The organism is Sphingomicrobium sp., assembly GCA_036563485.1.
GTDB lineage: Bacteria > Pseudomonadota > Alphaproteobacteria > Sphingomonadales > Sphingomonadaceae > Sphingomicrobium.
On sequence record DATCMI010000001.1, the window covers coordinates 2,160,023 to 2,178,363 of the forward strand.

At 67.1% G+C, this 18,341-nt stretch carries 15 protein-coding genes; 6 read left to right on the forward strand and 9 right to left on the reverse strand.

The window, feature by feature from the left end; all coding sequences use genetic code 11:
- Positions 1–4: 4 nt before the first annotated feature.
- The gene (locus VIL42_11310; GenBank protein HEY8593432.1) at positions 5–715 is read left to right on the forward strand and encodes a response regulator; all 711 of its coding nucleotides are present in this window, start codon (positions 5–7) and stop codon (positions 713–715) included.
- Positions 716–724: 9 nt separating this feature from the next.
- On the opposite strand, the gene VIL42_11315 is transcribed toward VIL42_11310, so the two are convergent.
- The 5 genes from VIL42_11315 to VIL42_11335 are packed head-to-tail and all read right to left on the reverse strand — an operon-like array spanning position 725 to position 6,038.
- Complete coding sequence (locus VIL42_11315) at positions 725–970, reverse strand: hypothetical protein (protein HEY8593433.1); 246 nt, start codon at positions 968–970, stop codon at positions 725–727.
- Positions 971–992: 22 nt separating this feature from the next.
- Positions 993–2,384, reverse strand: a complete 1,392-nt coding sequence (locus VIL42_11320; GenBank protein ID HEY8593434.1) for a M28 family peptidase — start codon at positions 2,382–2,384, stop codon at positions 993–995.
- Between the two features lie 40 nt (positions 2,385–2,424).
- Positions 2,425–3,495: a PA0069 family radical SAM protein gene (locus tag VIL42_11325; protein HEY8593435.1), complete on the reverse strand. Its 1,071-nt coding sequence runs from the start codon at positions 3,493–3,495 to the stop codon at positions 2,425–2,427.
- Positions 3,496–3,537: 42 nt separating this feature from the next.
- Positions 3,538–5,322 (reverse strand): lytic transglycosylase domain-containing protein, encoded by a 1,785-nt coding sequence (locus VIL42_11330; GenBank protein HEY8593436.1) that lies wholly within the window; start codon positions 5,320–5,322, stop codon positions 3,538–3,540.
- Positions 5,319–6,038 (reverse strand): uracil-DNA glycosylase, encoded by a 720-nt coding sequence (locus VIL42_11335; GenBank protein ID HEY8593437.1) that lies wholly within the window; start codon positions 6,036–6,038, stop codon positions 5,319–5,321. Before VIL42_11335 ends, VIL42_11330 begins: the two co-directional genes overlap by 4 nt.
- 123 nt (positions 6,039–6,161) lie before the next feature.
- Here VIL42_11335 and VIL42_11340 point away from each other — a divergent pair, with 123 nt between their 5' ends.
- Genes VIL42_11340 through VIL42_11360 form a run of 5 tightly spaced genes read left to right on the forward strand, consistent with a single transcriptional unit; the run spans position 6,162 to position 12,811 of the window.
- Positions 6,162–7,811 (forward strand): electron transfer flavoprotein-ubiquinone oxidoreductase, encoded by a 1,650-nt coding sequence (locus tag VIL42_11340; GenBank protein HEY8593438.1) that lies wholly within the window; start codon positions 6,162–6,164, stop codon positions 7,809–7,811.
- A gap of 28 nt (positions 7,812–7,839) precedes the next feature.
- Entirely contained in the window at positions 7,840–9,459 is a 1,620-nt protein-coding gene (locus VIL42_11345) for a tetratricopeptide repeat protein (protein HEY8593439.1), read from the forward strand.
- A complete protein-coding gene (locus VIL42_11350; protein HEY8593440.1) occupies positions 9,456–10,277 on the forward strand; it encodes a 4-(cytidine 5'-diphospho)-2-C-methyl-D-erythritol kinase in 822 nt (273 codons plus the stop codon). The genes VIL42_11345 and VIL42_11350 overlap by 4 nt, the downstream gene beginning before the upstream one ends.
- A 9-nt stretch (positions 10,278–10,286) precedes the next feature.
- Positions 10,287–11,645: an NAD(P)H-hydrate dehydratase gene (locus VIL42_11355; protein ID HEY8593441.1), complete on the forward strand. Its 1,359-nt coding sequence runs from the start codon at positions 10,287–10,289 to the stop codon at positions 11,643–11,645.
- Positions 11,642–12,811 carry a class I SAM-dependent RNA methyltransferase gene (locus tag VIL42_11360; protein HEY8593442.1) on the forward strand — a complete coding sequence of 390 codons (1,170 nt, stop codon included), beginning with the start codon at positions 11,642–11,644 and terminating at the stop codon, positions 12,809–12,811. Before VIL42_11355 ends, VIL42_11360 begins: the two co-directional genes overlap by 4 nt.
- Here the strand turns inward: VIL42_11360 and VIL42_11365 are convergent.
- The 4 genes from VIL42_11365 to VIL42_11380 all read right to left on the reverse strand — a co-directional run bounded on the left by VIL42_11365 (position 12,801) and on the right by VIL42_11380 (position 18,122).
- Positions 12,801–13,235: an MAPEG family protein gene (locus VIL42_11365; protein HEY8593443.1), complete on the reverse strand. Its 435-nt coding sequence runs from the start codon at positions 13,233–13,235 to the stop codon at positions 12,801–12,803. The two genes, VIL42_11360 and VIL42_11365, sit on opposite strands and share 11 nt — an antisense overlap.
- Before the next feature lie 58 nt (positions 13,236–13,293).
- Positions 13,294–15,402, reverse strand: a complete 2,109-nt coding sequence (locus tag VIL42_11370) for a S8 family peptidase (GenBank protein HEY8593444.1) — start codon at positions 15,400–15,402, stop codon at positions 13,294–13,296.
- 252 nt (positions 15,403–15,654) lie between these two features.
- Entirely contained in the window at positions 15,655–16,737 is a 1,083-nt protein-coding gene (locus VIL42_11375; GenBank protein ID HEY8593445.1) for a deoxyhypusine synthase, read from the reverse strand.
- 155 nt (positions 16,738–16,892) lie between these two features.
- The gene (locus VIL42_11380) at positions 16,893–18,122 is read right to left on the reverse strand and encodes a type III PLP-dependent enzyme (protein ID HEY8593446.1); all 1,230 of its coding nucleotides are present in this window, start codon (positions 18,120–18,122) and stop codon (positions 16,893–16,895) included.
- Between the last annotated feature and the right edge of the window lie 219 nt (positions 18,123–18,341).

Here is an 18,341-nt window from a genome sequence, read left to right on the forward strand (position 1 = left end):
GCATGTGGCGTACAGTGCGCATCTGGTCGTCGTCGACGACGAACCCGACATTCGCGACCTCCTTCAGAACTATCTGTCCCGTCACGGTTTCGCCGTAAGCGCGGTCGAAAGCGGCAAGGCGCTTCGGGCGCTGATGGCCGAGCGGCCGGTCGACCTCGCCATCCTCGATGTGAACATGCCCGAGGAAGACGGGATCAGCATCGCGCGGGAGCTTCGCTCGATGGGGCGGATCGGCATCATCATGCTGACCGCCAACAGCGACGGCGTCGACAAGGTCGTCGGGCTGGAGGTCGGCGCGGACGACTATGTGACAAAGCCCTTCGACCCGCGCGAACTGCTTGCGCGCGTGCGGAGCGTCCTACGCCGGGCGAGCCTCGAGGAAGAGGCGCCCGCGACGCTGGGCCGGGAAGTCGTGATCGGGACCGCGCGGCTGAACCTCGACAGCCGCAAGCTGTTCGCGGCGGACGGCAGCGAACTGCCGCTGACCGCCATGGAGTTTGACCTGCTGCGAACCTTTGTCGAGCATCCCAACCGGGTGCTGAACCGCGACCAGCTGCTCGACCTCGCCCACAACAAGGAGGCGGACGTGTTCGATCGGTCGATCGACACGCGGATCGTGCGCCTGCGCAAGAAGATCGAGGCCGATCCGCGGCATCCGCAGGCGATCAAGACCGTCCGCGGCGGCGGTTACCTGTTCACGCCCGCAAAGGCGTAGCGAAGCCGATTACTTGTTCTCGGCGGCGTTCGCCGGAGCATCACCGTCGCCGTCGGTGCGCGCGTCGACCTTGTCGGCGGTTTCGCTGACATCGTTGCTGATGTGGCCGGCGATATTCCCGGCCGTGTTGCTGACGTCGGCGACCGCATTTTCCGCGGTGTTCTGGTCGTACTGAACGGAAACCCCGTTTTCGTCCTTGTTGACGTTGCAGGCGGCGAGCGCGAGCACGGCTGAAGCGGCGATCAAATAGCGCATAGTCGTTCCTCCTCGATTGAGATCAACGCCGCCGGCGCGGCTTCGGCTCCGGTGCGATCGGGCCGGCAAGCACCGCCAGCATCGCCGTCCACGCCGCGACGTTCTGCCGCAGCTCCTCGCGGTCGACCTTGTCGAGCGTGTCGTCCGGCGTGTGGTGAAGGTCGAAATATTTGGTGCCGTCCTGGCTGAGCCCGACACCCGGCATGCCGGACTGGAGCATCGGCCCGATGTCGGAGCCTTCCGCTTCGTCGAGCGCGCCCGGGACGATGCCGAGCGGCGCCAGCGCGCTCTGGATCATCCGCGCCTCCGCTTCACGGCCTTTCCCGAGATTGCTGTTCACGCGCCAGATGCGGCCGGCGCCGAAGTCGCTTTCGGCGAGCGCATGGTGCGGCTCCTTGCCGTGCCGCTTCATATAATCGAGGCCGCCGTAGAGGCCGGTTTCTTCCGATCCGAACCAGACCACGCGAATGGTGCGGAGCGGGCGCCCGGCGTCCATGATGCGCTTGGCCGACGCAGCCGCGATGGCGACGCCGCTCGCATCGTCGATGGCGCCAGTGCCGAGATCCCAGCTGTCGAGGTGGCCGCCGACGAGGACCGGCGGCAGCGAGGGATCGCGGCCGGGGACCTCGGCGATGACGTTGCCCGACTCTCCCTGACCTTTCTGCGACACCAAAGTCAGGCGCATCGTGACCGGCTGGCCGCGTTTGAGGATGCGCTGAAGCTGTTCGGCGTCGGGCAGGCTGAGCGCGCCGGCGGGGATCGGGGTCACGCCCTCGGCGAAGCTCATGACGCCGGTGTGCGGATTGCGGTGATAGTCGGTGCCGATCGAGCGGATAACGATCCCGATCGCGCCCTTGGCGCTGGCGATGCTCGGCCCCTGGCGGCGCGGGCCGCCGAAATAGCCGTAGCCGGAGCCGTCCTGCGTGCGCGGCATCGCGTGGCTGACGAAGACGATCTTTCCGCGAACGGCGGATTCGGGCGCGTTCTGAAGGCCGGCCAGGGTGTCGAAGCCGACTACCTGGCCGGTGATGCCGGTTGCGCTCGTCGAAGCGCTGTTGCCGAGCGCAGCGACGGTCAGCCTCTGCGGGAAAGGCCCCAGGATCTCGGCGCCTTCCGCGCCGCGCGTCCAGGTCGGGATCGGGAAGGTTTCGACCCGCACGTTCGAAAAGCCGAGCGCCCGGAGCTTGGCGACGGCCCAGGTCCGGGCCCGGGCTTCGGCTTCGGTGCCGGCGAGGCGCTGGCCGACTTCGGTGGTCAGGCCTTCAGTAATGTCCCAGGCGATGTCGTCTTGGAGCGCAGCATCGCGCAAGGCGGCGACGGCGGCGGGCACGGGCGCGGGCGGAGCGGGCGGCTGCTGCGCCATCAGCGGAGCGGCGGCGACAAAGGCGAGGAGCGGGAGGAGGCGAGCTTTCATCCCGCTTTGCTAGGCAAAGACCAAGCCAGAGTCACGCCGATCAAAGGAGGCGCATCTGGGCTCCCTCCGGCGGGCGGAACAGGTCGGTGCGAAGACCGAACTTCGACTGCGGCAGGCCGTACTTCTTGGCGGCGATTTCGAACCGCGTCTTGAGAAGGTCGGCCCAGGCACCCTGGCCACGCATCCGGCTGAAGAAATTGGGGTCGTTGTCGCGGCCGCCGCGGAGCGAACGGATCGTCGCCATCACCTTGTCCGCGCGGTCCGGATAATGTTCGCGAAGCCAGGCGCGGAACAAGGGCGCGACCTCGTGCGGCAGGCGCACGGGCAAGTAGAAGCCGCCCCGCGCACCGGCTTCGGCAGCGGCCTGGACGATGTCCTCGAGCTCATGATCGGTGATCTGGGGTACCACCGGAGCGATCGCGACGTGGCAGGGTACGCCCGCGTCGTTGAGCGCCTTGACGGCGGCAAGCCGCTTGCGCGGCTGCGGCGCACGGGGTTCGAGCGTGCGGGCGACCTTCGAGTCGAGCGACGTGATCGAGATTGCCACCGAGGTCAGCCGGAAGTCGGCAGCCTGCTTGAGAAGGTCGAGATCGCGGAGCACGCGGTCCGACTTGGTGGTGATGGAAAAGGGGTGGCGCGTTTCCACCAGCAGCTCGATGAGCGATCTCGTGACTCGCCAGCGCTCCTCGATCGGCTGGTAGGGGTCGGTGTTGGTCCCCATCGCGATTGAGCGGCATTCGTAGCCGGGCCGCGACAGCGCCGCATGCAGGAGTTGCGCAGCATCGGGCTTCACGAACAAGCGGGATTCGAAGTCGACGCCGGGGGAGAGGTCGTGGAAGGCGTGGGTCGGGCGCGCGAAGCAGTAGATGCAGCCGTGCTCGCAGCCGCGATAAGCGTTTACCGAACGGTCGAAGCCGATGTCCGGCGAGCTGTTCCTGGTGAGGATGGTTTTGGGTCGCTCAACCGTGACCGTCGTGCGCCGCTTGGGCACGCCGTCCAGCGCTTCGACCTGGTCGAGCCATTCGCCCTCGACGATCCGCTCCTTTAGGTTGAAGCGGACAGGTGTCGGATTGCGGGTCGCCCCGCGTCCATGGTTCGACTCGACTGGCATGCCGAAAGCATAGCGGCACACGAGAACAAAACAAGAACTTAGCTAATGAGCTAGCCGCGATGTACCCGTCGGGAAGGCGGGCCAATGGTGCTGGACCATGCTGCGCAAGGTCGCCTGGTCCTGATGGTTGAGGCCTTGGTAGACCCACATGTTCCGGAGCACCGACGGCACGTAGTAGCGCGTTTCCCAATAAGGCAGGGATTCGATCCACAGCAGCGGATCGCCCTTGTCGTTGATGGTCGTCCAGCGGCTGACCGGCGTCGGTCCTGCGTTGTACGAGGCGATCACCCGCGGGAGCTGCCCTCCGGTGGACGAGAAGCGCCGCATGCGCTCGATGAAGCTCTGCCCGAATTCGAGATTGTAGCGATGATCGGTCAGCGATCCGCGCGAGAACGGAATGCCGCGCGTGCGGGCCTCGTCGGAGGCGGTGCCGGGAACGACCTGCATGAGCCCGACGGCGCCGGCGGAGCTCACCGCCGTTCGGCGGAACGACGATTCCTGGATGATGTGGCCGAAGGCGAGCGCCGGATCGACGCGCCAGCCGGTCAGCGGCTCCCACTTTGGATTGGGGAAGCGGTCGGTGGCGTCGGCGCGGGCACCGGCCTGGCCATATTTGGCGAGCCAGAGCTGGGCGGCCGGGAGGTCGAGCCGCTTGGCGAGCTGGATCAGCGCATGATGCTCCGTCGACAGGCCGATCATCGCCTGATGCTGGATCATCTCCTCGGCGCGCGCGGTCTCACCGATCCTGACGAACTCGATCGCGCGCCTGACATTGGGCAAATGGTCGACCGGCGGGTCGAAGCCGATGAAGGGGTCGTTGCCGAGCTTGGTCGGCATCCCGAGCGCCTCGCGGGCGAGAAGCCCGTAGAAGCTTTCCTGCGCCTGCCACGGGGTCGCGGCGGCACGCAGCAGCCCCTCGACGGCGGCGGGGCGGCCGGCGGCCTGTTCCGACCGTGCGGCCCAATAATAAGCGCCGGCGCGAAGCTCGCGCTGGTCGGCGAGGCTGGCCGCCTGGCGGAAGGCGACGGACGCGGCGTTGAAGTCGTTGAGCCGCCACGAGGCGAGGGCGGAGATCCAGGCCGCCTGGCTCGACCATTCGCCGGTCGCGCCCTGGCGCCAGGTGTCAGCGACCCGCCGCGCGTCCATGTCGAGGCCGCGGACATAATACATGAAGGCGACGCGGGTCCCGGCTTCGGCACGAGCGTTCGCCGACAGCATCGGTCCCTGCGTCGCGAGAAGGGCTTCGGCGCCGGCGGCATCGTCGGCTTTCACGAAGGGGTCGATGGCGGCGCGCAGCTGGTCGGCCGCGGGTTCGCCCGTCACCGGCTTGGCTCGGTAGCGCACGGGGGAGAAGCCGAGCACGACCTGTGGTTTCTTGCCGTAGATTGCCGGCGTGTTGGTCGCGCCGCGCTTCAGGGCCATGCGGGCGAGCTGGTCGGCCTGCGGCAGTTCCGGCGCCTGGGCGAGCAACGTCAGAAGCGAGCCCAAGTCCACGACCGGCGAGCCCTTGGCAGTATAGAGTTCGGCTTTCGCCGCGGCCGTCAGGACACTCGGCGGAAGCGCGGCAATCCCGGCCTGCGCGGAGGCCCAATTGCCAAGGTCGATCGCATCGAACACGCCGCGCCAGTCGCGAGGCACCGGAACGGTGGCGGCGGGCGCCGGCAGCGGCACTTGCGGAATGGTTTGGATGAGCGCCGGCTGCTGCGGCAGCGGCTGCGTGCGGACGGTCGGAAGCGGGGCCAGCGGATCGGCGCCCGGCTGCGCGGTCTGCGCGGCGAGCGGCGCCGAACATAGCAAGGTTCCGAAGGCGATCAGGCGAGAGTTCAAGATTCGTCCTCCATGAGGAGCAAAAGGTCTTTCCATGCCAATGACTTGTCTGCCGGTCTTTTGATGAGGTGACGGGGGTGGAAGGTAGCGACGGCGCGCACGCCTTCGACCTTGTGAAGGTGGCCGCGGGCCTGGGCGATCGGCTTGCCGAGCAAGGCCTGCGAAGGACCGTCGCCAAGCAGGAGCAGGCGCTTCGGCCTCGCAAGCGCGATGTGGCGGCGCGCGATCTCGGCGCAATCCTCGCGGTCCTTGGCGCTCATCCGCACGCCGGGCGCGTTGAAGCAGGAAAGCGACGCGCAATAAGCATGATCCGCCTTGATGCCGATCGCCGCTAACATACGCTGCGCAAGCGCCCAGGAGTCGCCGCCGATCGGCTGGCCCGCGGCATAATCTTCCAGCGTCGGAATGTCCGTCAGCAGCATCACGGGAGCCTCTTCGGGCCCCTGCGGAAGAATACGCTTGGAGGTCGATGACGCGAGCGGCAGATGGGCGCTGGTGGCGAGCCACTCCTGGAGCTCGGCGAGCGTCTCATGGCTTGGCCGGGTGACGTTCGGCGCTTCGGCGGGGGCTGCGGCGGAAACGGCTTGCTTTGGAACGGGCGGCTTCAGCCAGTCGCGCGCGTCTTCCTGGATTGCGATATCGACGCCGGACTCGAGCCACCAGGCGAGCGCGCTGCGCGCTTCGGCAATCCCGATGCTGTCCAACTCCCCACCCACGCGACTTTCCTCTCCGCCATTGACGCCACGGTCAAGGAATTGGCAGGGCAGGCAGGGCCAAACCGAGTCAGAAGCGCGACGAATTTCGTGGATAACCCGCTTGGGGCACATCGAGGGAGGAACATGAGCCAGCGCGAGTCCATGGAATATGACGTCGTGATCGTCGGTGCCGGCCCTGCCGGGCTGAGCGCGGCGATCCGCCTGAAGCAGCTGGCAAGCGAGGCCGGGCGCGAGCTTTCCGTCTGCATCCTCGAGAAGGGCAGCGAGGTCGGCGCGCACATCCTTTCGGGCGCCGTTGTCGACCCCCGCGCGCTCAACGAGCTGATCCCCGACTGGAAGAACAAGGGCGCGCCGCTGACGGTGCCCGTCACCGAGAACCACCATTGGGTACTGAGGAAGAATGGCGGCAAGTTCGCGATGCCGCACATGCTGATGCCCCCGTTCATGAACAACAAGGGGACCTATACGCTCAGTCTCGGCAACCTCTGCCGCTGGCTTGCGGGCCAGGCGGAGGAGCTCGGGGTCGAGATCTTCCCGGGCTTTCCGGCCGCCGAGATCCTGTTCCACGACGACGGGTCGGTGAAGGGCGTCGCGACCGGCGACCTCGGCATCGCCCGCGACGGCAGTCATCGCGCCGACTACCAGCCTGGCATGGAGCTGCACGCCCACTACACCTTCTTCGCCGAAGGGGCGCGAGGCCATCTGACCAAGCGGCTGACCGAGCTGTTCGGCCTTCGCGACGAGAGCGGACCGCAGGTTTACGGCATCGGAATCAAGGAATTGTGGGACGTTCCTGCCGACAAGCATAAGCCCGGGCGAGTGATCCACACGCAGGGCTGGCCGCTCGAGGACGCGTGGGGCGGGGGGTTCCTGTACCATCAGGAGAACGGGCAGGTCGCGCTCGGCTTCGTCGTGTCGCTCGACTACAAGAATCCCTATCTGTCGCCGTTCGACGAGATGCAGCGCTGGAAGACCCATCCGGCGATCCGCGCCGAGATCGACGGCGGCCGCCGCGTTTCCTACGGCGCGCGGGCGATCAACGAAGGCGGCTACCAGGGCGTGCCGAAGCTGGTGTTCCCCGGCGGGGCGCTGATCGGCTGCTCCGCCGGCTTCGTGAACGTGCCGCGGATCAAGGGCACGCATACGGCAATGAAGACCGGGATGATGGCAGCGGAAGCGGCGTTCGAAGCCGTCGCTGCCGACCGCTCGGGCGATGTGCTCGACGCTTATCCCGCAGCCTACGAGACGAGCTGGGTGAAGAAGGAGCTGAAGGGCGTCCGCAACGCACAGCCCTCGGTCGCCCACTTCGGCGGCGTGATGGGCACGCTCTACGCCGGGCTCGATCTGTGGCTGAACCAGCTCGGCATCGGCGTGCCGTGGACCTTGAAACTGCGGCCCGACCACAAGGCACTGCGCCGCCGCGATCATGCGCGGCCGATCGACTATCCCAAGCCCGACGGGGTTCTAACCTTCGACAAGCTGTCGTCGGTGTTCATTTCGAACACCAATCATGAGGAGGACCAGCCGGTTCACCTGACGCTCAAGGACGCGGACATACCGACGGCGATCAACCTGCCGGTCTATGCGGGACCCGAGCAGCGCTACTGCCCGGCTGGGGTGTACGAATATGTCGAGGACAATGGTGCGCCGAGGCTTCAGATCAACGCCCAGAACTGCGTCCACTGCAAGACGTGCGACATCAAGGACCCGACCCAGAACATCAACTGGGTCACTCCCGAAGGCGGCGGAGGCCCCAATTACCCGAACATGTAGGTTCCTTGGCGCTGTAGCGGTCGCCGCTTTGCTCGTTCCTGCGGCGCCTGCGGCGGCCGCGCTGTCGACCCGCAATCCGGCGCTGACCTATGTCGAAGCGCGTGCGGCGGCGATGAACGGCGAACATGCGCGAGCCGCCGAACTGCTGGCGGCGCTCGCCGGTTCACGGCCCGACCAGGCGCAGTTCGCACAGCAGGCGCTGAGCGAAGCGATCGGCGCTGGGCGCATGGACCTGGCGCTGCGCCTGATCCCCAATGTTCCGGCGGGGAAGCTGAGCACCGACGCCCGGCTGCTGATGGTCACCGAAGCGGTGAAGCAGCGGCGGGTCGACCGTGCGGTCCAGTGGCTCGGCGGGGGCGGGCCGGGCGGCCTCGGTTTCCTCGCCCCGCTGCTGACGGGCTGGGACGCAGCCGAGCGGGGCGACGCGGCGAAGGCGCTGTCGGCGATCGGCGAAATCCCGGAGAAGGGGCTGCTGTCGCCGCTCAAAGACGAAGAGACGGCGCTGATCCTGCTGAAGCTGCGCCGCCCTGCCGAGGCGGAGCCATACGCGCGACGGGCGATCGGCAATGCCGGCAGCCGAGAGGGACGAGTTCGCCTTGCGCTCGCCGACGGCTTCCTTGCTGCCGGCGACCGCACGCGCGCGGCGGCAATGATCGAAGGCATGGACAGTGACGGCATTGCCGCGCGGCAGCGCATCCTTGCCGGCCGGATGAGCGGGGAAGGGATCGATACGGGCGCGAAGGCGCTCAGCGTTGTGCTGACGGCGCTAGCCGGGGACGTGATGCGCGCGCAGCAGGGGGCCGCTCCTGTGGGCCTGGTGCAAGTTGCCCGTTACGCCGACCCGAAGAACAGCAGCGCGACGGGGCTGCTCGCAATGCTCCTCGACAATCGCGACCGGACCGCGGAGGCGCTTGCGCTCCTCGCTTCGGTTCCGCGCGAGGACGCGCTGATCTCCGCGATCCGCGACGCACAGGTGCGCATCCTCGCCGGGAGGAAGCGCTACGACGAAGCGCTCGCGATCGCCTCCGCTGCGGTGCGCGGCGCCGATGCCGGGATGACCGATTTTGCGCGCTATGGCGACGTGCTCGAGGCGATGGGCCGCCACCTCCCTGCGGCGGAGGCCTATCAGCGGGCGATTGCGATTGGCACGGCGCAGGGCCTCAAGGGCGAGCTTTGGACCTTGCGCTTGCTTCACGCCGGCGCGCTGGAAGAGGCGAACCGCTGGCCCGAAGCCAAGGTCGTGCTCGAACAGGCGCTGCTGACCAACCCGGACCAGCCGCTGCTGCTCAACTTCTTGGGTTATGCGAAGCTCGAGCGCGGCGAGGATGTCGCTGCCGCCGAAGCGATGATCCGCAAGGCCATCGAAATGGCGCCGGACAATGCTTCGATCATCGACTCGCTGGGGTGGGCTCAGTTCAAGCTCGGCCGGACCGATGAAGCGATTGCGACGCTCCAGTCGGCGGCGGAGAAGGACCCCGGGCAGGCCGAAATCCACGAGCATTTGGGCGACGCCTTGTTCAAGGCGGGGCAGCGGATCCAGGCGCGGTTCGCGTGGAGCGCTGCGCTGGTGACGGCCGAGGACGAGATCGCGACGCGGGTGAAGGCAAAGCTGCAGTCCGGCCTGACCAGCGCCAACGCCGCACCTTGACCGCAGCGAAAGAGATCGCGCCGGCCAAGATCAACCTGGCGCTCCATGTCCGGGGCAAGCTGCCCGACGGCCGCCACGCGATCGAGACTCTGTTCGCATTCTGCACCGACGGCGACCGGCTCGAAGGCGAGAGCTTCGAGGCGGAGCGGACTGGCTTTTCGCTGGCGGTCGGGGGTGAGTTTGGCGGCGACCTCTCCGGCGACGAGCAGAACCTGGTCGAAAAAGCATGGGCTGCGCTGACCGCGGCCGCGGGCTTGCCCCGGCAGACCTTCCTGAAGCTCGATAAACGGCTTCCGATTGCCTCCGGGATCGGCGGCGGTTCGGCCGATGCCGCGGCGGCACTGCGCCTTCTTACCAGCTTGTGGGGCACCGACCCGGCGCTCGCGAGCGCGGTTGCGCCGAAGCTCGGCAGCGACGTCCCGGCCTGCCTGCTGAGCCTGCCGTGCCGAGGCGAGGCCGCGGGGGACTTATTGTCGCCGGTTGACCTGTCGGGACTTTCGGGAAAGCCGGTTCTGCTCGTCAATCCCCGGGTGCCGCTGTCGACCGCTTCCGTGTTCGCGGCGTGGGACGGCGTGGACCGGGGGCCGCTCAGCGACTGGCGCGAGGGACGCAACGACCTGGAGGAGCCGGCCATCGCACTGGTTCCGGAGATTGCCGAGGTGCTCGACTGGCTTCGCCAGCGCGAAGGCGTGTCCTTCGCGCGGATGTCCGGGTCCGGCGCGACCTGCTTTGGCTTGTTCGACAGCGATGAGGCCCGGGATGCTGCCGCCGAAGCCGTGCCCGACGGCTGGTGGCGCCTGGCGACCTACCTGCGCTAGGGAGCCGCGATGAGCGGACGCCCGATCCTGACTGCCGACGCGATGCGTGCCGCCGAACAGGCGGCGATCGATTGTGGGGTGAGCGTCGACGCGCTGATGGACCGGGCTGGGGCGGGGCTTGCCGAAGCGGTCTACCGCTTTGCGGGGCCGATGCCGGTGTTGGTGCTCTGCGGGCCGGGCAACAATGGGGGCGATGGCTTTGTCGCAGCGCGCGTCCTCGCCGAACGCGGTGTGTCCGTTCGTGTCGCGGCACTGGCCGAGCCGGCAAGCGAGGCGGCAAAGGCCGCGCGATCGCGCTGGCGCGGCGAAGTAGAGACGCTGGATAGCGACACGACCCCGGCACCGATCGTCATCGACGCTTTGTTCGGGACCGGTCTCAAGCGCGGGCTTGAAGCGGCTGTTCAGGAACAGCTTTTTCGCCTCTGCAATGCCGCGGTGGTGCGCGTGGCGTGCGACCTGCCGAGTGGCGTCGACAGCGACAGCGGGGCGGAGCTCAGCGAGGTCGCCGCGTTCGACCTGACGGTCGCGTTCGGCGCGCTGAAGCCGGCGCACCGCCTCATGCCCGCGATGCGCAAGTGCGGCCGCGTCGTGCTTGCGGAGATCGGCATCGAGGCTTCAGCGCCCTGGCATGAGATTGCGGCGCCGCGGCTGCCGGTCCTCGCGCCCGATGCGCACAAATACACACGCGGGCTCGTTCATGCGCTCGCGGGAAAGATGCCGGGGGCGATCGCACTAGCGGCCACTGCCGCGGCCACCGCCGGCGCCGGCTATGTCCGAGTCAGCACGTCCCGCAGCATCGACGGTTTGCCGGCGTCCATCGTGCAGACGGACACGGCGGTGCTCGCCGATGAGCGGATCGGCTGCATCCTCGTCGGGCCGGGCATGGGCGATATCCCCCAGGTGCTGACGCTGGCACTGACGTCGCGCGCGCCCAAGGTGATCGATGCCGATGCGATCGGCCATCTCGGCGAGCCGGAGCGGCTGAAGGGGCAGGACGCAATCCTGACGCCGCACGAAGGCGAGTTCGTCCGTCTGTTTGGCGATCTGCCTAGAAGCAAGGCGGATCGTGCGCTGGAGGCGGCGCGGCGCTCAGGTGCGGTCGTCGTGTACAAGGGAGCGGACACCTTGGTGGCTGCCCCTGACGGACGGCTCGGGTTCAGGGCGCCGGCCCCGGCATGGCTGGCGACCGCCGGAACCGGCGACGTGCTCGCCGGCGCGATTGCGGCCCTGCGCGCGCAGGGCATGCCGGCGTTCGAGGCGGCCTGTGCGGGCGTATGGCTGCAGGCGAAAGCCGCTGAGCTGGCGGGTGCTCAGATGATTGCCGACGACCTCGCCCGAGCGATCCCTAAAGCCATCGCGTCCCTATGAACGAGCTGGTCGTGCGCATCGCAGCGCGCGGCGACGGCGTGACGTCATCCGGACGCCACGTCGCGTTCGGCGTGCCGGGCGACGCCTTGCTCGAAGACGGCGCGCTCGCGCCCGGACCGCACCATCAGCAGCCGCCTTGCCGCCATTTCCCGGAATGCGGCGGGTGCCAGCTGCAGCATGCGGACGACGAGGCCTATCGCGCATATCTGACGTCGCGCATCGAGACGGCGCTCGCGCAGCACGAGCTTGCAGCCGACATTCGTCAACCGCATCTGTCGCCGCCATGCTCGCGCCGCCGCGCGACCCTGCGCGCGCTGAAGGCGGGCAAGGGAGCCGTAATCGGTTTCAACGCCGAGAAGTCGCACAGCATCATCGACATGCGCGAGTGCCATATCCTTCGGCCCGAGCTGTTCGCGCTGGTCGCGCCGCTGCGCGCGCTGTTGTCAGGGCTGCTGACGCCAAAAAGGACGGCAGAGGTGCAGCTGACGCTCGTCGACCAAGGCGTCGACGTGCTGCTCAAGGGCGTCTCGGCCGACGGGCTCGAAGCGCATGAGCTGTTGACGTCATTTGCGATCGAGCATCGCCTCGCGCGGCTCAGCCTTGACCAGGGGCTCGGTCCCGAAGCCTGGTTTGAGCCGCAGCCGGCGACAATCACTTTGTCGGGACGTGCCGTCGGCTTCGCGCCCGCCAGCTTCCTTCAGGCGACGGAAGACGGCGAAGCGGCCCTGGTAGCATGTGTTCGCGAGGCGCTCGGCGAAGGACAGCCGATCGCTGACCTGTTTGCCGGCCTTGGCACCTTCGCGCTCGCTACCGGCGCCGCTTACGCCGCCGAGGCGTCACGCGACGCGGCGGCAGCCCTCAAGCGGGCCGCGCCCAACATGGCAGTCGATCATCGTGACCTGTACCGGCGGCCGCTCGATTCCGCCGAGCTGTCCAGGTTCGCCGGCGTGGTCCTCGATCCGCCGCGCGCCGGCGCGGCCGAGCAGGTCGCGGCGCTCGCCGGCTCGTCAGTAGCGCGGATCGCTTATGTCAGCTGCAATCCGGCAACCTTCGCGCGGGATGCCAAGACGCTGACGCAAAGCGGCTACACGCTCTCGTGGGTGCGGCCTGTCGGACAGTTCCGCTGGTCCACCCACGTCGAACTGGCGGCCTGCTTCAGTCGATGAGGCGCAGCGCGGCGTGCACCGTAAGGCCGAGCAGGCACAGGCTCGCCAGCAGGAACAGCAGGAAGCGGTAGCGGACGACGTTGACCGTCGCCTGGACAAGGCTGTGGAGGATGCGGAAGCCCACATAGGCCCAGGCGAGATAGACGTTGATCGGCGCATCGAAGCGCATGAGGATCAGCGCGAAGACGATCGCGTAGAAGACCGTCGGCTGCTCCATCAGGTGCATGTAATTGTGGGCGGGCCACTGCCCTTGCGGCGTGGCTTTGCCTTCGAGGTCGGCCCCGCGCGAGCCGTTCGGGATATTCGAGCGAGTGACGCCCAGGCGCTTGAACTCGCGACCCCGCGCGAGCGCCATCCACACCATCATGACAAGCGACCATGCGACCAGCGCGACGACTGGCCCGAGCAGCGGACTATGTTCCATCGATCCCCCCTTTAAGAACGCTCCAGCCTAGCAGCAGCAATGGCCTACGTCAGGGCCCCTAACGTGCGAGGGTGAAGCGGATTGCGGCGCCGGCATCGGGACGGCTGTCGCGGATATTGCCCGGCTGCAGCCGCGCGAAGCTATGCAGGCCGAGGAAGCCGCCGAATGCAGGCCTTGTGTAGGCGACCTCCACGTCGCGCTCACGTCCCTTTGGAGCAAGCCCCAGGAAGAGGTTGCCGTAGCGTGCCTCGCCGGTTTCGTAGTTCCAGCTGGAAGGCGCCAGGAGAGTGAGCCCACCTGCAGTTACGCGGAGCGGCTCGCTGTAGCCGAGGGAGAGGGTGCCCAGCAGGCCGAACGGCCGCTGCTTGACCGCATCGACAGCCAGGGAGCGGCTGGACATCCGCCCGGATTGCGCGAGCCCGAGGCCGGCGCCGAGCGACGTCCAACCGCCTCGATAGCTTGCCGACGTGCTCCAGCCGCTGCCGAGATCTACATCCAAGCTGGCGTCCACGAAGTGGCTGGTCGCCCCGCCACCGTAGATCGCATCGGCGAAACGCGCGCCGAGGACAGTGCCGCTTTCATGCTGGCGCGAAGCGGTGAGGGTCAGCCTGGCCGGACCCGCTGCGGCGTCGAGCGAAAGCGCGTCGATCCGATATTCGGGCATGTGCGCGTCGGCGAGCCGCTTGCCGGTCCAGCTCTTGCCGCGTTCTTCGGTGAGCGACACCCCGACAGCGCCGATCTGGTAACGAACGCCGATTGCCGTGGACGGAAGCGTCTGCACGCCGCCGCGGCTTCCCGGATCGCGAGCGACGAGGAAGGCGCGATCGGCGGCGTTGCTGAGCTGCCGCTGAAGCGCGCGCGTACTTTGGGATAGGCCGAGCGCCATCTTGGTCCGGCTGGAAAGCTGGGTGATGGCGAGCAGGGCGACTCGCTTCGCCTGCTGGCGGTCGGTCTCGTGAGCCCAAAGCTTCTTCAACAGCGCGGTGGTGGGCTGATCGGTCTGGCTGGTCAGCCTCATCGAGACTGGGCCCGCGGCGAGGCTGACCGTCTCGACCGCCGTGGAGCCGAAGCTTTCGGACAGCGGGCGATCCGGCGCCGCGGAGCCGACGGTCTTGGCAAGGTCCACGGTGTAGGCGCGCGAATATTGGTCGAGGACGATCGTCTTCGCAGTCGAAGAGGCCGCAGCGTCACCCATCGGTCCCGAACCGGAGCCATTGTCGAAGAGCGATACCGGCTGGCCGGTGCCGGCGATGCTGGTCTGCCCCTTCGGCTTGAAGGCGCTCGCGATGTTGAGGATGCCGCGCCCGAAGACGGGGTCCGTCCCCGGCGCTCCGGCGTCGTCGGCGGTGGACAGCAGGAGATCGACGATCTGCGGGCCGGTGAGGTTGGGGAACGCACTGGCGAGAAGGGCGGCGGCACCGGCGATCGTCGGCGTCGCGAACGACGTGCCGCTGACGTTCACATGGGTGCCGAATTGGTTGACGGTCGCGTTGTTGCGCCCGAGCGCCACGAGATAGGACTCGGCAGCTTCCGTCGTTCCCGCCCGGTCGGAAAAGGAGCTGATGTTGCGGTTTGCGTCCATCGAGCCGGCGATGATGAACAGGCCGCTGCCGCCATTGTTCTCGATGTTCTTGAGCGCGAAGCCGTTGGGGTTGGCAGTGCCGGAATTTCCCGCCGCCAGCACCATGACGATCCCCGCGTCGACAGCGCGCTGCATGGCCGGCCAGACGGCATCGGTCATGCCTTCCTCATCGCCGAACGACATGCTCATGATCTTGGCTTGGTTGACCGTTGCGAGGTCGATCGCCGCGTCGATCCTGTCGTCGAGGAAGCAGTCGTTGCCGTTCTTGCACCCGGCCGGGTCGTAGACGTTCAGCGACAGGATCGTGGCGTTGTACGCGACGCCTTGCATATACTGCCCGTCGCGGTTGGCGGCGAGCACGCCCGAGACCATGCTGCCGTGGCCCTGGTGGTCTACAAGGCCGCGGTTGGCGGCCACGTCCTGGCTGGCAGGATCGAGCCGGCCTTTGAACTCGGGGAGGTTGGGGTTGATGCCGGTGTCGATGACGGCGACCTTCACGCCCGCGCCGGTCGCCCCGGCTTCGTAGGCGGTGATCGCATCGGCGAGGAGAGCTGAATTGGACGCCTGATATTCCGCATCGTTCAAGCCCGAACTGGGCGTTGGCGTCGGAGTGGGAGTCGGTGTCGGCGTAGGGGTGGGGGTCGGAGTGGGGATGGGCGAGGGGCCGCCGCTGCCGCCACCGCCGCAAGCGCTCAGCAACAGGCCGAGCGAACAGGTCCCAACGAGAAGAGCGTATCGACGCAACATAGCAGCCTCCCCAAGCGAAGACGGGAGGCTGAACCGGTAAACGCGGCAGGTAAAGCCCCGAAAGACTTACCTGCCGCGCTTTTTTCGTCCTTAATCGAACAGCTTGGCGAAGCGGCGCTTCTCGCGGTTCTTCCAGGCGCCGCGATGATAGGCGTCGCTGGCGAGGAGCGGGAGGACGCTCGTCGCTTCGGCGAACACCATCTGCTCCTGCGCCGTCGAGACCTTGCCCCAGCTTGCAGCTTCCTGGAGCGTCGAGGAGGAGCAGGCGCCGTCGCGCACGTCGGCCACCGTGATCTGGATGGCGTACTTGTGCACTTCGACATCGTCGTGGCCGAGGATCTCCGCGCAGACGACGGTGTCCTGCGTGAAGTTCTTCGGAACGCCGCCGCCGATCATCAGCAGGCCCGTGGTGCCGGCCTCGATCTTGAGCTGCGTGAGCTCGCGGAAGTCGGCGATCGCGTCGAGCACCATGTAAGGCTTGCCTGCCTTCATGGCGTCGACCTGGTGCTTGACCAGGCCGAAGCCCGCCGACGAGTCGACGAACGCCGGGCAGAAGATCGGCACGTCATGCTCGTAAGCGAGCTGGACGAGGCTGCCCTGCTTCTTGGCGTTGCCCTCGCTCAGCCACTTGCCCATCTGGCGGATGAACGCGCGGCTCGAGTAGGCGCCGGGCTCCAGGCTGTTGGCGATCGCACCGATGGTGTGATCGGTTTCCTGAAGCTGCTCTTCATCGATATAGGTGTCGTAAATGCGATCGATGTAGAGCGAACGCAGCGTATCATCGTCAGGGATTTCATTCGCTTGGTAGTGCTTGTGACCAAGCGCTTCGAAGAAATCCATGTCGACGATCGTGGCGCCGGTGGCGACGATCGCGTCGACCATGTTCGAGCGCACGAGCTCGGCATAGAGGTCCATGCAGCCGCCGGCCGAGGTCGAACCCGCGACGACGAGGATCACCGAGCAATCCTTGTCCTCGAGCATCGTGTTGTAGATGCCCGTCGCGCGCGCGAGGTCGCGGCTGGTGAAGCTCATCTTGCCCATGGCGTCGACGATCGGGCGGGCATCGAACTTGGTGATGTCGATGTGCTCGATCGGGGTCGACAGCAGTTCGGCCTTGCGGGTGTCGTTGATCCGCTGCGGATCCTGCACCTTGATCAAAGTATCGGTCGTCATTCTCATGCTCCAATAGCTCTCCCCCTCCCGCAAACGGGAGGGGTAAGGGGAGGGTTTGTCCTTGGTCCTTGAAAGGACCGGCTATTGGCCGTCGTTCTCCTCCGGGGGACAGGCCCACCCCTCGATCCCCTCCCGCAAGCGGGAGGGGAGGATTTCTACAGCTGAACCACGTTGGTCAGCGCCGGTGCGCTTGCGCCATAGAGGCTCGCCATCGGCTCGTCGTCGACGATCGCCGATTCAACGACTCCGAAGCCGTTGAACTGGGTCCGCATCGCACAGCCGTACGCGCCGAGCATGCCGACCTCTATATAATCGCCGGCCTGAACATCCGCTGGCAGCTCGAACGGGCCGGCCATGCGATCGAGATCGTCACAGGTCGGGCCATAAAAGCTGAATGCCGTCGGACGGACGTGCGATTCCTCGTCCCGGACCAGCCGGACCGGATAGCGCCAGCCGATATGCGCGGCATCGAACAAAGCGCCATAGGCGCCGTCGTTGATGTACAGCTCGTCGCCGCGGCGCTTCTCGACCCGCACGAGGACGCTTGCATATTCGGCGCACAGGGCGCGGCCCGGCTCGCACCAGAGCTCGGCAGAATAGCTGATCGGCAGCGATTCGAACGCCTGGTGGATCACCGCGAAATAGGTCTCGAGCGGTGGCGGCTCCATGCCCGGATAGGACGAGGGAAATCCTCCGCCGACATCGACGATGTCGACCGTGACCGCCGCTTCGACAATGGCCGCGCGAACGCGGGTCATCGCCTCTGCGAAGGCGGCCGGAGTCATTGCCTGGCTGCCGACGTGGAAGCAGATGCCGAGCGCGTCCGCCGCCTGGCGGGCCGCGATCAGCAGCGCCTTCATTTCCGCCGGATCGGCGCCGAACTTGGACGCGAGGCTGAGCTTCGCATGTTCGGAGCTGACGCGGATGCGGACCAGCAGGTTGAGATCGCTGGCCGCGACGCCGTCCGTAGAGGTCGCGCGGACGATCTTCTCCAGCTCCTCGGTGGTGTCGAGGCTAAAGGTGCGCACGCCGTGAGCGAAATAGGCCTCGGCGATCGCTTCCTCAGCCTTGACCGGGTGCATGAAGCACAAGGTCGCTTGCGGAAGCGTGTCGTGAACGAGCCGGACTTCGCCGAGCGACGCGACGTCGTAATGCGTGACGCCGGCATCCCACAGGACATTCAGAAGCTCCGGGGACGGGTTCGCCTTGACCGCATACAGGGACTTGCCCGGGAACTTCTCGACGAAGAAGCGGGCAGCCCGACGCGCAGCGTGCGGACGAACGAGCGTGACCGGCTGAACCGGACGCTGCATGGCGATATCGAGAGCCCCCCGGCTCCCGGTCGGGGCGGTCGCTAGCCCCAGCGCGCGATGCTGCTTGTGCAACTCAAGGGACCTCCAAATGCCTGTCGGCAAACGTTGACGAAAGCTGCCTTGCGGTTGGAAGTCCCATGGGGCAGCGGGGCGCGATATATGGACGGGGGTGCCCCCTGTAAAGAATATTTAGCCTGTGGCTGGGGATTGCGGACGCGCCCTGTCGCCACTGTGCAACAATTCGTCGGAAAGGTGCTGAAATCAACAACTTAGCTGATGAGCCGAACGTCT

What these genes read in the sequence shown, in the direction of transcription:
- VIL42_11315 (HEY8593433.1), bottom strand. Translation starts at nt 970, where the DNA reads ATGCGCTATTTGATCGCCGCTTCAGCCGTGCTCGCGCTCGCCGCCTGC.
- VIL42_11375 (HEY8593445.1), bottom strand. Translation starts at nt 16,737, where the DNA reads ATGACGACCGATACTTTGATCAAGGTGCAGGATCCGCAGCGGATCAAC.
- VIL42_11320 (HEY8593434.1), bottom strand. Translation starts at nt 2,384, where the DNA reads ATGAAAGCTCGCCTCCTCCCGCTCCTCGCCTTTGTCGCCGCCGCTCCG.
- VIL42_11355 (HEY8593441.1), top strand. Translation starts at nt 10,287, where the DNA reads ATGAGCGGACGCCCGATCCTGACTGCCGACGCGATGCGTGCCGCCGAA.
- VIL42_11340 (HEY8593438.1), top strand. Translation starts at nt 6,162, where the DNA reads ATGAGCCAGCGCGAGTCCATGGAATATGACGTCGTGATCGTCGGTGCC.
- VIL42_11325 (HEY8593435.1), bottom strand. Translation starts at nt 3,495, where the DNA reads ATGCCAGTCGAGTCGAACCATGGACGCGGGGCGACCCGCAATCCGACA.
- VIL42_11365 (HEY8593443.1), bottom strand. Translation starts at nt 13,235, where the DNA reads ATGGAACATAGTCCGCTGCTCGGGCCAGTCGTCGCGCTGGTCGCATGG.
- VIL42_11360 (HEY8593442.1), top strand. Translation starts at nt 11,642, where the DNA reads ATGAACGAGCTGGTCGTGCGCATCGCAGCGCGCGGCGACGGCGTGACG.